General features: G+C 72.0%; 13 protein-coding genes. 12 read left to right on the forward strand and 1 reads right to left on the reverse strand.

The window, feature by feature from the left end; genetic code table 11:
• Positions 1–91: 91 nt before the first annotated feature.
• The 7 genes from ACH4OW_RS11990 to ACH4OW_RS12020 all read left to right on the forward strand — a co-directional run bounded on the left by ACH4OW_RS11990 (position 92) and on the right by ACH4OW_RS12020 (position 6,172).
• Positions 92–970 (forward strand): YceI family protein, encoded by an 879-nt coding sequence (locus ACH4OW_RS11990; protein ID WP_360128463.1) that lies wholly within the window; start codon positions 92–94, stop codon positions 968–970.
• Positions 971–998: 28 nt separating this feature from the next.
• Entirely contained in the window at positions 999–1,925 is a 927-nt protein-coding gene (gene mmuM / locus ACH4OW_RS11995; RefSeq protein WP_398027031.1) for a homocysteine S-methyltransferase, read from the forward strand.
• Positions 1,926–2,075: 150 nt separating this feature from the next.
• Positions 2,076–2,891 (forward strand): ABC transporter substrate-binding protein, encoded by an 816-nt coding sequence (locus ACH4OW_RS12000; protein WP_360128457.1) that lies wholly within the window; start codon positions 2,076–2,078, stop codon positions 2,889–2,891.
• 224 nt (positions 2,892–3,115) lie between these two features.
• On the forward strand, positions 3,116–3,901 hold the full coding sequence (locus tag ACH4OW_RS12005) for an amino acid ABC transporter permease (protein WP_398027034.1): 786 nt from the start codon (positions 3,116–3,118) through the stop codon (positions 3,899–3,901).
• Between the two features lie 5 nt (positions 3,902–3,906).
• A complete protein-coding gene (locus tag ACH4OW_RS12010; RefSeq protein WP_398027036.1) occupies positions 3,907–4,728 on the forward strand; it encodes an amino acid ABC transporter ATP-binding protein in 822 nt (273 codons plus the stop codon).
• 128 nt (positions 4,729–4,856) lie between these two features.
• Positions 4,857–5,228 (forward strand): VOC family protein, encoded by a 372-nt coding sequence (locus tag ACH4OW_RS12015; RefSeq protein WP_360128449.1) that lies wholly within the window; start codon positions 4,857–4,859, stop codon positions 5,226–5,228.
• Positions 5,229–5,230: 2 nt separating this feature from the next.
• Positions 5,231–6,172: a DNA-3-methyladenine glycosylase family protein gene (locus ACH4OW_RS12020; RefSeq protein ID WP_398027038.1), complete on the forward strand. Its 942-nt coding sequence runs from the start codon at positions 5,231–5,233 to the stop codon at positions 6,170–6,172.
• Positions 6,173–6,190: 18 nt separating this feature from the next.
• Here the strand turns inward: ACH4OW_RS12020 and xylA are convergent, their stop codons facing one another.
• Positions 6,191–7,354: a xylose isomerase gene (gene xylA, locus ACH4OW_RS12025; RefSeq protein ID WP_398027040.1), complete on the reverse strand. Its 1,164-nt coding sequence runs from the start codon at positions 7,352–7,354 to the stop codon at positions 6,191–6,193.
• Positions 7,355–7,513: 159 nt separating this feature from the next.
• Between xylA and xylB the strand changes: the two genes are divergently transcribed.
• From xylB to ACH4OW_RS12050, 5 genes are all read left to right on the forward strand, one after another.
• On the forward strand, positions 7,514–9,037 hold the full coding sequence (gene xylB / locus ACH4OW_RS12030) for a xylulokinase (RefSeq protein ID WP_398027042.1): 1,524 nt from the start codon (positions 7,514–7,516) through the stop codon (positions 9,035–9,037).
• A gap of 249 nt (positions 9,038–9,286) precedes the next feature.
• Entirely contained in the window at positions 9,287–9,589 is a 303-nt protein-coding gene (locus ACH4OW_RS12035) for a hypothetical protein (RefSeq protein ID WP_398027044.1), read from the forward strand.
• A gap of 315 nt (positions 9,590–9,904) precedes the next feature.
• Entirely contained in the window at positions 9,905–11,314 is a 1,410-nt protein-coding gene (locus ACH4OW_RS12040) for a family 2B encapsulin nanocompartment shell protein (RefSeq protein ID WP_398027046.1), read from the forward strand.
• Positions 11,315–11,518: 204 nt separating this feature from the next.
• On the forward strand, positions 11,519–12,937 hold the full coding sequence (locus ACH4OW_RS12045; protein WP_398027048.1) for a family 2B encapsulin nanocompartment shell protein: 1,419 nt from the start codon (positions 11,519–11,521) through the stop codon (positions 12,935–12,937).
• An 866-nt stretch (positions 12,938–13,803) separates the two neighbouring features.
• A complete protein-coding gene (locus tag ACH4OW_RS12050; RefSeq protein WP_360128430.1) occupies positions 13,804–14,334 on the forward strand; it encodes a hypothetical protein in 531 nt (176 codons plus the stop codon).
• Positions 14,335–14,347: the final 13 nt, after the last annotated feature.

Below are 14,347 nucleotides of genomic sequence, written 5' to 3' on the forward strand. Positions count from 1 at the left end.
ATTGACAGCGGTTGTCCTCGGCGGTCTAAACCAATGACAGGATGGAGATGCACCTTTTTCGACGCAACTGACCGAGAGGCCCCGTCCTGCCATGGCGCTCGCCATCCTCAACCGTCTTCGTGACCGCTCCCCCCGCACCGCCTCCGCACCGGCCCCGATGCCCCGCGGTGCCGGGGCGCTGGACCTCAGCGTCCAGGACCCCGTCGGCCTGCCGATGGCCGGCGCGGGGGTGTCGGTGCGCAACGCCGAGGGCACCGAGGTGACGCGCGGGCAGACGGACCCGAACGGCATGTTCACCGCGACGCTGGCGCCCGCCGCCTACCACGTGGTGATCACCTGCGACGGCTTCCGCCCCGAGCGGTTCGACAGCCTGGTCACCGCGGGCGAGCGCACCGCGCCCCGGCCGCTGGGCCTGGAGCCGGCCCCCGCGGTGCCGATGCCCACGCCGGGCCGGTGGCGGCTGGACCCCGACCACTCCTCGATCCGCTTCACCGCCCGGCACATCGGGCTGGCCGAGATCCACGGCCGGTTCAACCACTTCGAGGGCGGTCTGTGGATCGCGCCGGACATGCGGGACTCGCGGGTGGAGGTGACCATCGACGCGGCGAGCATCGACTCGGGCGTGAAGATGCGCGACGACCACCTGCGGTCGGCCGAGTTCCTGGACGTGGCGCGCTACCCGTACCTCCAGTTCGCCGGCGAGCGGTTCGTGCACAAGGGCGGCGCCCGCTGGGCCGTGCAGGGCGTGCTGCACCTGCACGGCGTCAGCCGGTCGGTGCAGCTGGACACCCGCTACCTGGGCATCGGCACCGGCATGGGCGGCGAGACCCGTACGGCGTGCAGCGCGGTGACCGAACTGCACCGCGAGGACTTCACGCTGGACTGGCGCAAGATGCTCGCCAGGGGCATCGCGGCCATCGGCGCCACGATCCGCGTCGAGCTGGACATCCAGGCCGTCCAGGACCAGTGAGCCCGGCAAGGGTGCGAGGGTGGACGCCATGAGCGTCTCTTCTCCCCCTTCGTTCGCCGCCGCCCTCGCCGCGGGCCCGCTCGTCCTGGACGGCGGGCTGTCCAACCAGCTGGAGTCCGCCGGGCACGACCTGAGCGACGCGCTGTGGTCGGCGCGGCTGCTCGCCGAGGAGCCGGCGGCCGTGGTCGCGGCGCACCGCGCGTACTACGAGGCGGGTGCGCGGGTGGCGATCACCGCCAGCTACCAGGCGACCTTCGAGGGGTTCGCCGCGCGGGGCATCGGTGCGGCGGAGGCCGCCGGGCTGCTGCGGCGCAGCGTGGAGCTGGCGCGCGAGGCGGCGCGGCAGGCCACAACGGCGGGGACGGCCACCGGGCCGCTGTACGTCGCCGCCTCGGCCGGCCCGTACGGCGCGATGCTCGCGGACGGCTCCGAATACCGGGGCCGCTACGGGCTGTCGGTGGCCGAGCTGGAACGTTTCCACCGCCCGCGGCTGGAGGTGCTGGCCGCGGCGGGCCCCGACGTGCTGGCGCTGGAGACCGTGCCGGACGCGGACGAGGCGCGCGCCCTGCTGCGGGCGGTCCGCGGTCTCGGCGTACCGGCCTGGCTGTCGTTCAGCGCCGCCGGGGAGCGCACCCGGGCCGGGCAGCCGCTGGCGGAAGCCTTCGCGCTCGCGGCGGACGTCCCCGAGGTGATCGCGGTGGGCGTGAACTGCTGCACCCCGCACGACGCGGACCTGGCCGTGGCGGTCGCGGCCCGCACGACCGGCAAGCCGGTGGTCGTCTACCCGAACAGCGGCGAGAGCTGGGACGCGCGGGCGCGTGCCTGGTGCGGTACGCCGGCCTTCGACGCGGACCGGGTCGCGGCCTGGACCGCCGGGGGCGCCCGGCTCGTCGGCGGCTGCTGCCGGGTGGGGCCGGACGCGGTGGCGGCGCTCGCCGGGCTGCTGGCGGGCTGAGGGGCCGCGTCCGCACCCGGCGGGTGCGGGGCGGCGTCGTTACCCGGTCGCAACCCGAGCGGCGGCGACAGCGGCCCTGGCCGGTGGCAGGATGCAGCCAACTCATCTCCGCCCGGAGAGTGTTGAGCTGCATACCGACCCGGAGGACCCGTGTCCGTTCGCTCATCGACGTCCGCCACGGCCGCCCTCGCGGCGGCCGCCGCCCTGCTCGCCGCGGGGTGCACGAGCACGAAGGCCGGCGGGAGTTCCGGCGGAGAGTCGGCCTCGGGCATCCAGCTGGTGTCCCCCGGCACCCTCAAGACCTGCACCCATCTGCCGTACGCGCCCTTCCAGGTGAAGAAGGAAGGCAAGATCGTCGGCTTCGACGTGGACCTGGTCGACCTGGTCGCCAAGGCGCTCAAGGTGCCCCAGGAGATCGTCAACACGCCCTTCGAAGGCATCGAGACCGGCCAGGACTTCAACATCCGCAAGTGCGACCTGGCCGCCGCCGGCATGACGATCACCGCCCAGCGCGAGAAGGTCATGGACTTCTCCGACCCGTACTTCAACGCCACCCAGGCACTCATCACCAAGAAGGGCAAGCCCTACAAGAAGGTCGAGGACCTCAAGGGCAAGAAGCTGGGCTACCAGAAGGCCACCACGGGAGCCGAGTACGCCAAGAAGCACGGCCAGGGCGTCGAACTGGTCGAGTACGAGGACCTGGGGCTGCTGCTCACCGCCGTGAAGGCCGGGCAGGTGGACGCGGGCATCAACGACAACGGCGTGCTGTTCGACTACGTCAAGCAGAACCCCGACACGGCGGTGACCGCCGAGTTCGACACCGGCGAGCACTACGGGATCGGCGTGCGCACCGGCAACGACGCGCTGCGCAAGAAGATCAACGAGGTCCTGAAGAAGGCCAGGGCCGACGGCAGTTACGACCGGATCTACAAGAAGTGGTTCGGCACCGCGCCGCAGCAGGGCTAGGGCGTTTCTGATGGGTCTCCGTGGAGGACGGAGCGGCGTTCGGTGCGTGCGCTGGGGGTCCCCCCTGCCCGAAGAGCTTGGGGGAGTGCGGTGTGAAGGGTCATGTGGCGGAGCCACCTGTCCCTTTGCGCCGTGCGGCGAGGGTGCGTGCCGGGCGTCGCGATGCCGCGGAGAGCCATCAGAAGCGCCCTGACCCCGCAGCCAGCAAGAGGAGCCGCACACCGATGCCCCTGTCCCGACGCCGGCGCGCCCGCTTGATCCGGGGCGGCCAGTACGCCGTACTGGCCGCCGCCGTGCTCGTCCTCGCCCTGGTCGCCGACTGGGGAACGCTGCGCCACGCCTTCTTCGACGTGGCGGTCGCCAAGGCGCTGTTCCCCGACATCATCACCACCGCGCTGGTCAACACCGTTCTGTACACCCTGCTCGGCTTCGGTTTCGGCCTGGGCCTGGGGCTGGTGCTGGCCCTGATGCGGCTGTCGCAGGTGCCGCCGTACCGCTGGATCGCCGTCACCTACATCGAGTTCTTCCGCGGCGTTCCGGCGCTGCTGGTGTTCATCGCGCTCGGCTTCGGCGTGCCGCTCGCCTTCGAGGTCGCGCTCGACATGAACATCACCGTGATGCTCTCGCTCGGCCTGGTGGGCGCCGCCTACATGGCGGAGACGATCCGGGCCGGCATCCAGGCCGTACCCAAGGGGCAGACGGAGGCGGCGCGTTCGCTGGGCATGTCGCAGGGCCGCGCGATGCGGTCGGTCGTCATCCCGCAGGCGTTCCGCATCGTGCTGCCGCCGCTGACCAACGAGCTGATCCTGCTCACCAAGGACTCCTCCCTGGTGTACCTGCTCGGCCTGTCGCTCGGCCAGTTCGAGCTGGCCAACTTCGGGCGGGACGCCCTGAACGAACACAAGAGCCTGACGCCGATCCTCATCGCCGGCCTGCTCTACCTCGTCATCACCCTCCCCCTGGGCCAGCTGGTCCGGCGGATGGAGGCCCGTACCGCGAAGGCCAGGTGAGTGCCGTGGGCACCGAGGGGGCGCCGGCGGCAGCCGGCCGTGCGATCGAGGTCGAGGGGCTGCACAAGTCCTTCGGCGCGCTGGAGGTCCTCAAGGGCATCGACTTCTCCGTCGAGCGGGGCGAGGTGGTGTGCGTCATCGGTCCTTCCGGGTCCGGCAAGTCGACGCTGCTGCGCTGTGTGAACCTGCTGGAGGAGCCGACCGCCGGACGGGTCACCGTGGCGGGCACCGAGGTCACCGACCCGGACGTGGACATCGACCGGGTACGGCGCCGTATCGGCATGGTCTTCCAGTCCTTCAACCTCTTCCCGCACCTGACCGCGCTGGAGAACCTGACCCTCGCCCAGCGTCGGGTGCTGCGCCGCGACCGGGCGGCGGCCGGGCGGATCGCCCGCGCCAACCTCGACCGGGTCGGCCTGCGCGACAAGGAGTCCGCGTACCCGGCGCAGCTCTCGGGCGGCCAGCAGCAGCGGGTGGCCATCGCCCGCGCGCTGTCCATGGACCCGGAGCTGATGCTCTTCGACGAGCCGACCTCGGCCCTCGACCCGGAGCTGGTCGGCGACGTGCTGGCGGTGATGCGCTCGCTGGCCCAGGAGGGCATGACGATGCTCGTCGTCACCCACGAGATGAGTTTCGCGCGGGAGGTCGCCGATCGGGTGGTGTTCATGGACGGCGGGGTCATCGTGGAGGAGGGCTCCCCCGAGCAGGTGGTGGGCCGGCCGCGGCACGAGCGGACGCGGACGTTCCTGGCCCGGGTGCTCGACCCGGCGGCCGCCGAGATGAGCGAGGTGGCGGACCCGGCGGACGAGGGGCCTCCTGAGCCGTGACCACCCGTGCGCCGGCCGAGCGGACCGGCCGGCGCCCCACCCCTCACATGTCAGTACTTTGACATAGGAACCCCGGCACCCTACTGTCAGGCATGTCAAAATCCTGACACTAGGAACGAGGAAGACCCATGTCTGCCAGCATCGAAGGACCCGACTTCATCGCCCTGCAAGTCCGCGACCTGGACGCGGCGGCAGCATTCTGCGAGCAGCACCTGGGTCTGCGCCGGGCCGCGGTCTCGCCGCCGCACGCGGTCGTGTTCGACACCAAGCCCGTCGCGTTCGCCGTCCGCGAGCCCCTCCCGGGCGTCGACCTCTCCGGCACCGCGCGGCCCGGCCTCGGCGTGGTGCTCTGGTTCCCGACCCCGGACGCCCACCAGCTCCACGACCGGCTCACCGCCGCCGGGGTCACCGTCCTCACCCCGATCGAGGACAGCCCCTTCGGGCCGAAGTTCTCCTTCGAAGGCCCCGAGGGCTACGTGCTCACCGCGCACGGAGGCTGACCGTGAACGCCGTCTCCCTCGCCCCGGCCGGGCCCTTCTCGCTCGCCTCCGGCATCCGGTTCCTGGAGAGTTTCACCCCCGCGAGCTACCGCGGCGCGGCGGACGGGATCCTGCGCCTGGCCTTCCCCGCCGACGACACGGCATCCGTCGTCGCGGCGGCCGTCCGGCAGGAGGCGGGGGCGGACGGCGGCACGGGCACGGTCCGGGCCGAATTCACCGTGCACCCCGGCGCCCCGGGGCAGGCGGCGGCCTCCGGGCCCGCGGCCGACGAGGCGGTACGCGCCCAGCTCGCCCGGATCCTCTCCCTCGACGTCGACGGCACCGGATTCCCGGCCCTGGCCGCGGACCCGGTGGCGGCCCGGCTCATGGCGGACCACCCGGGACTGCGCCCGGTGTGCTTCCACTCGCCCTACGAAGCCGCCGCCTGGGCCGTCATCGGCAACCGCGTCCGCAAGACGCAGGCAGCGGCCGTCAAGGCCCACATCGCCCGCCGGTACGGGCTCCCCGTTCACGTGGCGGGCCAGACCCTGCACGCGTTCCCCACCCCCGCCGCGCTGCGCGCCGTCACCCACGTGCCCGGCCTGACCGACATCAAGATCCAGCGTTTGCACACGCTGGCCGAAGCAGCCCTCGACGGACAGCTCGACGCGGCCCGCCTGCGCGCCCTGCCCACCGACTACGCCCTCGCCGACCTGCGTGCCCTGCCCGGCATCGGGCCCTTCTCCGCCGAGCTGATCCTCATCCGCGGAGCGGGACACCCCGACGTCTTCCCCCGCCACGAACCCCGCGTCCACCAAGCCGTCGCCGCCGCGTACGGGCTCGGCCTCCCGGCCCCCGGCGACGTGGCCCGGCTGGCCCGGATCGCCGACCGGTGGAAGCCCTACCGGAGCTGGATCGCCTTCCTGCTCCGCGTGCACGCGGCGGAGCACCCCGCGTCCGCCTGACCCGGCAGCCCCTGGCGGTCAGCGCACCCGCAGCAGATGGTCCATGGCCAGCTGGTCGAGCCGTTCGAACGCCATGCCGCGGGCGGCCGCCGCCGCGACGTCGAAGGACTCGTACGCCGTACGGTCGCCGAGCAGGCCGGCCAGCCCGTCCGCCGCGGTGGGCCGGGCCAGCTCGTCCAGCCGGGATGTCCGCAGCGCCTCCTGCACCACCGGGTCGGCGCGGAAGGCCGCGGCGCTCTCCCTGAGAATCAGGTACGTACGCATGCAGCCGGCCGCCGATTCCCACACCCCGTCCAGATCCTCGGTGCGCGGCGGCTTGAAGTCGAAGTGCCGGGGGCCTTCGTAGCCCGCTGTCTCCAGCAGGTCCACCAGCCAGAAGGCGGCGCGCAGGTCTCCGGCACCGAAACGCAGGTCCTGGTCGTACTTGACGCCGGACTGCCCGTTGAGGTCGATGTGGAAGAGCTTGCCCGCCCACAGGGCCTGGGCGATGCCGTGCGGAACGTTGAGCCCGGCCATCTGCTCGTGCCCGACCTCGGGGTTGACGCCGTACAGCGCCGGCCGCTCCAGCCGTTCGATGAACGCGAGCGCGTGGCCGACGGTGGGCAGCAGGATGTCGCCGCGCGGCTCGTTGGGCTTCGGCTCGATGGCGAAGCGCAGGTCGTAGCCCTGCTCGACGACATACTGGCCGAGCAGGTCGAACGCCTCCTTCATCCGGTCCAGCGCCGCGCGGACGTCCTTGACCGCGCCGGACTCCGCGCCCTCGCGCCCGCCCCACGCCACGTACGTACGCGCCCCCAGCTCGGCCGCCAGGTCGATGTTGCGGAGAGCCTTGCGCAGCGCGTAGCGCCGTACGCCACGGTCGTTGGCGGTGAACGCGCCGTCCTTGAAGACGGGGTGGGTGAAGAGGTTGGTCGTGACCATGGGAACGGCCAGGCCGGTGGCGTCCAGCGCCTGGCGGAAACGCTTGACGGCCGCCTCGCGCGCGATGTCACCGGAGCCGAAGGGGATCAGGTCGTCGTCGTGGAAGGTGACGCCGTACGCGCCCAGTTCCGCCAGCCGGTGGACGGACTCGACCGGGTCCAGCGGGCGGCGGGTGGCGTCCCCGAACGGGTCACGCCCCTGCCAGCCGACCGTCCACAGACCGAAACTGAACTTGTCCTCGGGCACGGGCTGATAGCGCATCGCGGCTCCCTCGGCCAATTCGTGGCAGCGCTTTACGACGTGATAGCGCTTTACAAATCGCCAAACTAATATTCCGGCAGCACGCCGGGGAAGCCATTCGACGGGCGTGGCGTCCGGCATCCCGCGAGGCCGCACCCCGCGGTCCGGAGGGAGAGCGCGATGGGCACACAGGCAACGGGGCCACTCGTCGTCGGCGTGGACAGCTCCACGCAGTCCACCAAGGCGCTGGTGGTCGACGCCGCGACCGGCGAGGTCGTGGCCCGCGGCCAGGCCCCGCACGTCGTCACCGGCGGTACGGCTTTCAGTAGTACGGCTTCGGGCGGTACGGCTTCCGGCGGCGCGGCTTCCGGCGGTACGGCTTCCGGCGGCGCGGCTTCGGGGAGCGCGGGCAAGGAGAGCGACCCCGAGCAGTGGTGGCGCGCGCTGGGCGAGGCGCTGGACCGGTGCGGTGACGCCGTACGGCAGGCGGCGGCCGTGTCCGTGGCGGGCCAGCAGCACGGCCTGGTCTCCCTCGACGCGTCAGGGCGGCCTGTGCGTCCGGCGCTGCTCTGGAACGACGTGCGGTCGGCGCCCCAGCACCGGCGCCTGCTTGACGAGTTCGGCGGGCCGCAGGAGTGGGCACGGCGGGTGGGGAGCGTACCGCTGCCCGCGTTCACCGTGACCAAGTGGGCCTGGCTGCGCGAGAACGAACCCGCCGCGGCCGACGCGACCGCAGCCGTACGGCTGCCGCACGACTACCTCACCGAGCGCCTCAGCGGCGAGGCGGTCACCGACCGCGGAGACGCGTCGGGGACCGGCTGGTGGTCGCCGGCCGGCGAGTCCTACGACGAGGAGATCCTCGGGCACATCGGCCTGGACCCGAAGGCGCTGCCGCGGGTGGCGCTGCCCGGCGAGGCGGCGGGCACCGTACGCACCGGTGACCTGCCGCTGCCGCACGGCGCGTTGGTCGCCGCCGGCACCGGCGACAACATGGCGGCGGCGCTGGGGCTCGGGCTGCGTCCAGGACAGCCCGTACTGAGCCTGGGCACCTCGGGCACGGTCTACGTGGTGTCCACCCGGCGCCCGCCCGGCGACCCGTCGGGCACGGTCGCCGGGTTCGCCGACGCGCGCGGCGACTGGCTGCCGCTGGCCTGCACCCTGAACTGCACGCTCGCCGTCGACCGGATCGCCGCCCTGCTCGGGCTGGAACGCGAGGACGTCGAGCCCGGCGGGACGGCGGTCGTGCTGCCCTTCCTCGACGGCGAGCGCACGCCGGACCTGCCGCACGCGTCCGGGCTGCTGCACGGCCTGCGGCACGACACCACCCGCGGCCAGTTGCTCCAAGCGGCCTACGACGGAGCGGCGTTCGCGCTGCTCCAGGCGCTGGACCGGATCGTGGACGAGGACGTACCGGCCAACGCGCCACTGTTCCTGATCGGCGGCGGAGCGCGCGGGCGCGCGTGGCGGGACACCGTACGTCGCTTGTCAGGGCGGCCTGTGGTGGTGCCCGAGGCCGGTGAATTAGTCGCTCTGGGCGCGGCGGCGCAGGCCGCGGGCCTGCTGCTGGGCGAGGACCCGGCGGCGGTTGCCCGGCGGTGGGGGACGGCGCGCGGTGCCGAGTACGAGGCCGTGCCCTGCGACACCACCGCGCGGGAGCGGCTGGCACGGACACTCGCGGAGGGCGGGCCGCTGCTGGGTGCCTGACCGCGGCGGCGAACCGGGCGGTGGGGCGGGCTGGCGGCGACTTACGGTGGGTGGCGGTGGGGCGGGCTGGCGGTGGCCGACCGTGGGGCGTCCGGCGGTGGGCGGTGGCGGGGCGGCCCGGCGGTGGCCGGTGGCGGGGCGGGGCGGGGCGGGCCGGCGGTACCCGGCAGTGGCCGGAAAACCGGGTCCGCATAACGGATTCGGACGCTGCCGTACCGCCGGCGCGTGAGTTGTGATGGGGTGCCGGGCATGAGCATCTTTGTTCGTGCCCGGTTCGACGTCAGCGACCGCCGTCAGGACGGCACCGAGCGGAGTGCCACCGCACTGCACGAGGCGACCGGGCCGGATCCCGGCAGCCCGGCCTGCCGCTGGTTCACGCTGCCCGAGCCCGGCGCCTACCTGGTGCTGGAGGAGTACGCCGACACGGCGGCGGGCGGCGTGCCCCAGGAGCAGTCCGCCGGGCTTCTGACGAGCCTGGGCCGGTACGCCGACATGGCGTTCACCGAGATGTACGGGCCGCTCGGCCCCAGTCGGCCGACCGCCACCGGCTGAAAGGGCGGCCCCGGACACCTGCCGTTACCCGGCCGCTCTCCGGTGCATAACCCGGCCCGTCACCGCGAAGTATTAATGCGGCCGCGCACCGGACGACGCCGCTCCCGCCGAATCACCCCGGCACCCTTTCCAACAACGGATTCCACTAAACCTGTCCATCTCAATTATTTTTTATGCCACTCTTTTGAGTGATTGCCCCGAATAAAACGACACGACTATGTTCAGTGCGGCGAGCGGCACGGACCTCGCCCCGCGGAACGTCCGTGACCCACCCGCCGTCCGCTTTTCAACTTTCCCAAGATTGGTGGCGCAGCCGTGACGGTTACGGACGAGACAATTCCCGCCCCCGGGGGCGAACCGCAGAATTCCAGCCTCACCACGGCCGCGGCACGCAACCTGGCCACCACCACCAAGACCGTGCCGCAGATGCAGGGCGTCACCTCGCGCTGGCTGCTGCGGCTGCTGCCCTGGGTGCAGGTCTCCGGCGGTACGTACCGCGTCAACCGCCGCCTGACCTATACGGTCGGCGACGGCCGCGTCGATTTCGCCATCTCCGGCACCGACGTCTCCGTCATCCCCGACGAGCTGCGCGAACTGCCGGCGCTGCGCGACTTCACCGACACCGGTGTGCTCGGCGCGCTCGGCGAGCGCTTCGCGCAGCGCGAGTACGCGCCGGGCGACGTGATCGCCGAAGCGGGCACGCCGGCCGACCGCCTCGTCCTGATCGCGCACGGCCGGGTCGACCGGATCGGCGCCGGGAAGTACGGCGACGAGACGGTGCTCGGGGCGCTCGCCGGGGGCGACCACCTCGGCGACCGGCTGCTCACCGACGCCGCCGCCTCCTGGGAGTACACCTACCGCGCGGTGACGCGGGTGACGGTCATGGAGCTGCCCCGGCAGGCGGCCCAGGAGATCACCGACCGCTCGCAGGGGCTGCGCGACCACCTCGCGGCGGCCGGCGCGAGCACCGCGCCGCCCCACAACGCCAGCGGCGAGTCCGCCATCGAGGTCGCCTCGGGGCACCACGGCGAACCGCCGGTGCCGGGCACCTTCGTCGACTACGAGCTCCGGCCGCGCGAGTACGAACTGAGCGTCGCGCAAACGGTCCTGCGGGCCCACACCCGGGTCGGCGACCTCTACAGCGATCCCATGAACCAGGTCGAGGAGCAGTTGCGGCTGACCATCCAGGCGCTGCGCGAGCGCCAGGAACACGAGATGGTCAACAACCGCGAGTTCGGCCTGCTGCACAACGCCGACCTCAAGCAGCGCGTCCGTACCCGCAGCGGCCCGCCCACCCCCGACGACCTGGACGAACTCCTCGCGACGGTGTGGAAGGACCCGAGCTTCCTGCTCGCCCACCCCAAGGCGATCGCCGCCTTCGGCCGCGAATGCAGCGCCCGCGGCCTGTACCCGACGGCAGTCGACATGATGGGGCACTCGCTGCCCTCCTGGCGCGGGGTGCCCATCTTCCCGTGCAACAAGATCCCGCTCGGTCCTGACGGCACCACCTCCTTCATGGCGATGCGCACCGGCGAGGACAAGCAGGGCGTCGTCGGGCTGCACCAGACGGGAATCCCCGACGAATACGAGCCGGGCCTCTCGGTCCGTTTCATGGGGGTCAACGACCAGGCGGTCGCCAACTACCTCGTCAGCGCTTACTACTCCACCGCCGTTCTCGTGCCGGACGCACTGGGAATTCTGGAAGACGTGCAAATCGGCCACTGACCCACCGCATTCCGGCCGCCATGGAAGAGCGGCTGAAAAACCCTTTACCGAGAATTGGCGTACGGGACACGTTCCGGCGCACTCCGCCCGATATTCGCGGTCCCGCCAACGCCCCGCATTCCGGTGCCATGCGCTGTGCGGCCCGGCCGCGGCCGCCGCATCACACCACGCTGACACGACCGACAGGAACAGGTGAGTACCTCCATGACCACATCGGCGGACCCGACGCCCGGACCCGGCGCCCCCCAGGAATCCGACCAGGCACGGACCAGCCTGGCGACCGCCGCGGCACGCAACCTGGCGACCACGACCAAGACCGCGCCGCAGATGCAGGGGATCTCCTCCCGCTGGCTGCTGCGCGTACTGCCGTGGACCCAGGTCTCCGGCGGCACGTACCGCGTCAACCGGCGTCTGACGCACACCCTCGGTGACGGCCGGGTGGAGTTCACCAGCACCGGTTCCGACGTCCGGGTTATCCCCGCCGAGCTGCGCGAACTGCCGCCGCTGCGCGACTTCGACGACCCGGCGGCGCTGGAGGCGCTGGCCGGCCGGTTCGTACAGGAGGAGTACGCGCCCGGCGACGTACTGGTGGAACGGGGGCGGCCGGCCGACCGCGTCATCCTCGTCGCGCACGGCAAGCTGAACCGTATCGGCACCGGCAAGTACGGCGACGACATGGTCCTCGGCGTGCTCGCCGACGGCGACCACCTGGGCGAGGCGGCGCTGCTGGCGCCGGACGCGACCTGGGAGCACTCCGTGCACGCCGTCACCCGGGCGACCGTACTGTCGCTGCCCCGCGCGCAGTACGAGGAGCTGGCCGACCGCACCCCCGGGCTCCGGGACCACCTGGAGCGCTACCGCACGGCTCAGGTCCCGCCGCAGAACAAGCACGGCGAGGCCGCCATCGACGTGTCCTCGGGCCATGTCGGCGAGCCCGCGCTGCCGGGCACGTTCGTCGACTACGAGCTCGCGCCGCGGGAGTACGAACTGAGCGTCGCGCAGACCGTATTGAAGATCCACACCCGGGTCGCCGACCTCTACAACGACCCGATGAACCAGCTGGACCAGCAGTTGCGACTGACCATCGAGGCGCTGCGCGAGCGCCAGGAACACGAGATGGTCAACAACCGCGAGTTCGGCCTGCTGCACAACGCCGACCTCAAGCAGCGCATCCACACCCGCAGCGGCCCGCCCACCCCCGACGACCTGGACGAACTGATCTCGCGTCGCCGCAAGACGCAGTTCCTGCTGGCGCACCCGAGGACCATCGCGGCGATCGGCCGGGAGTGGAACGCCCGCGGCATCTACCCGACCGGCGCGGAGATCGGCGGTACGGCGGTACGGGCCTGGCGCGGCATCCCGCTGCTGCCGTGCAACAAGATCCCGATCAACCCCGACCAGACCAGTTCCGTCATCGCGATGCGTGTCGGCGAGGAGAACCAGGGCGTCGTCGGCCTGCACCAGACGGGCATTCCCGACGAGTACCAGCCCGGCCTGTCGGTCCGCTTCATGGGCATCAACGAGCAGGCGGTCATCAACTACCTGGTAAGCGCCTACTACTCGGCGGCCGTGCTGGTGCCGGACGCGCTGGGCATCCTGGAGGACGTGGAGATCGGGCACTGACACCTCGCCCACCGGGCGCCGTCCTCCCCGGGCGGCGCCCTTTCGCTGCCCGTACCGACTCCTTGTATCCGTATGGACGACCGGGCGGCCCCTCCACTGAGCAACTACGCCTGTGTAGCCAAGCCGCGCAAGGAATGGCTGCCACCCTCCGAGGTGCACAGCGGGCTGCACCGGGCCCTCCGCGCACGGGCCATCGCCCTGCGCAGACCGCATCAACCCTGCTGCCACAGCAGCCTCCTGACTAGCTCCTGACTAGACGTCATTACCAACCTGGACGCGGAACCGCGCCCTCCCCTCCCTCCGGTGCGGCGGCTTTACGCCAGCCCCGGCGACTCCGGCCGGACACCGGAAGCGCGGCCACCGCCACTCCGGCACGAGACGGCCGCAGCGGCCCGCCCCCGCCGCGGCCCGTAGGCGAAGCCTCACGGACGCCGCCGGAAGGCCCGCCAGCGCCGCTTCGCTCGTCCCCCCTAACCGCCGCGTCTCTCACGGCACGCCCGGCCCATGCGTCCCGCCCGGAGGGGCTTGCCCGCGCCCTGCCTGGGAATTCGCCCCCGGGCGCCGTGTCAGCGAGCGCGTTTCCATGCGATGTCCGCCACCGCCCGACCACCTGCCTTTCCCCCTTGCACAAAGCCTTACGGCCTTTCGCGAACCTTGTGAGCGAGCCGCCGAAGGACGCCGCCGCGGCCGGCGGAGGCGGCCAGGGGGCACCGCGCCGGCACCCGGATCCGGCCGCTTCGCGCAATTCCGGCCGCCAGGACTGCATTTGGGGCGTGGCCAGACCTTATCGGTGGAAAAAACAGGTTCTCTCCTAACGGCCCCAAAAGACGGATCACGCCTTACGCTCCCTGGTCATGCGCAGAACAATGAGCAGATTCAGCAGGGTCGGCCTGGCCGCCCTCCTCGCCCTCGTCGTCTCCATCCTCGGGCTCGGCACCGCCTCCCCCGCCGCGGCAGCGGACACCCCGGCGCTCGCCTTCACCGTGGACAAGACGCAAGCCACCCCCGGCTCGGACGTCACCGTGACCATGACCTTCACCAACACCGGCACCGCCGACGTGCGGTTCGTGTGGCAGTCCTTCCAGCCCACGTGGGAGACCTCCACGGCCAGCGGCCTCAAGTACACCTGGGGCGCCTGTACTGCCGACCCCGGAGTGACGTGCACCGCGGGCCAGGGCGCCTCCTACTCCGTGCCGATCGCCCCCGGCGCCACCCGTAAGGTCACGATGACCTACAAGATCGCTGCCGACTCCTCCTGCGGCTACCCCGACGTCGCCTTCTACTCGTACATCTACTACGAGTTCGCCGGCGGCCTGCCCGCCAAGGACGGCACCTTCTACACCCCCGCCACCCGCGTGGTCTGCCCGACCACTCCCCCGGCGGGCGCGCACGCCTGACGCAGGTAGCACG

This window comes from Streptomyces sp. NPDC017056 (genome assembly GCF_044332485.1).
GTDB lineage: Bacteria > Actinomycetota > Actinomycetes > Streptomycetales > Streptomycetaceae > Streptomyces.

Bases quoted from the DNA above. Each gene is read 5' to 3' on its own strand.
- ACH4OW_RS11990 (WP_360128463.1), top strand. From the start codon at position 92: ATGGCGCTCGCCATCCTCAACCGTCTTCGTGACCGCTCCCCCCGCACC.
- mmuM (WP_398027031.1), top strand. From the start codon at position 999: ATGAGCGTCTCTTCTCCCCCTTCGTTCGCCGCCGCCCTCGCCGCGGGC.
- ACH4OW_RS12005 (WP_398027034.1), top strand. From the start codon at position 3,116: ATGCCCCTGTCCCGACGCCGGCGCGCCCGCTTGATCCGGGGCGGCCAG.
- ACH4OW_RS12015 (WP_360128449.1), top strand. From the start codon at position 4,857: ATGTCTGCCAGCATCGAAGGACCCGACTTCATCGCCCTGCAAGTCCGC.
- xylA (WP_398027040.1), bottom strand. From the start codon at position 7,354: ATGCGCTATCAGCCCGTGCCCGAGGACAAGTTCAGTTTCGGTCTGTGG.
- xylB (WP_398027042.1), top strand. From the start codon at position 7,514: ATGGGCACACAGGCAACGGGGCCACTCGTCGTCGGCGTGGACAGCTCC.
- ACH4OW_RS12035 (WP_398027044.1), top strand. From the start codon at position 9,287: ATGAGCATCTTTGTTCGTGCCCGGTTCGACGTCAGCGACCGCCGTCAG.
- ACH4OW_RS12045 (WP_398027048.1), top strand. From the start codon at position 11,519: ATGACCACATCGGCGGACCCGACGCCCGGACCCGGCGCCCCCCAGGAA.
- ACH4OW_RS12050 (WP_360128430.1), top strand. From the start codon at position 13,804: ATGAGCAGATTCAGCAGGGTCGGCCTGGCCGCCCTCCTCGCCCTCGTC.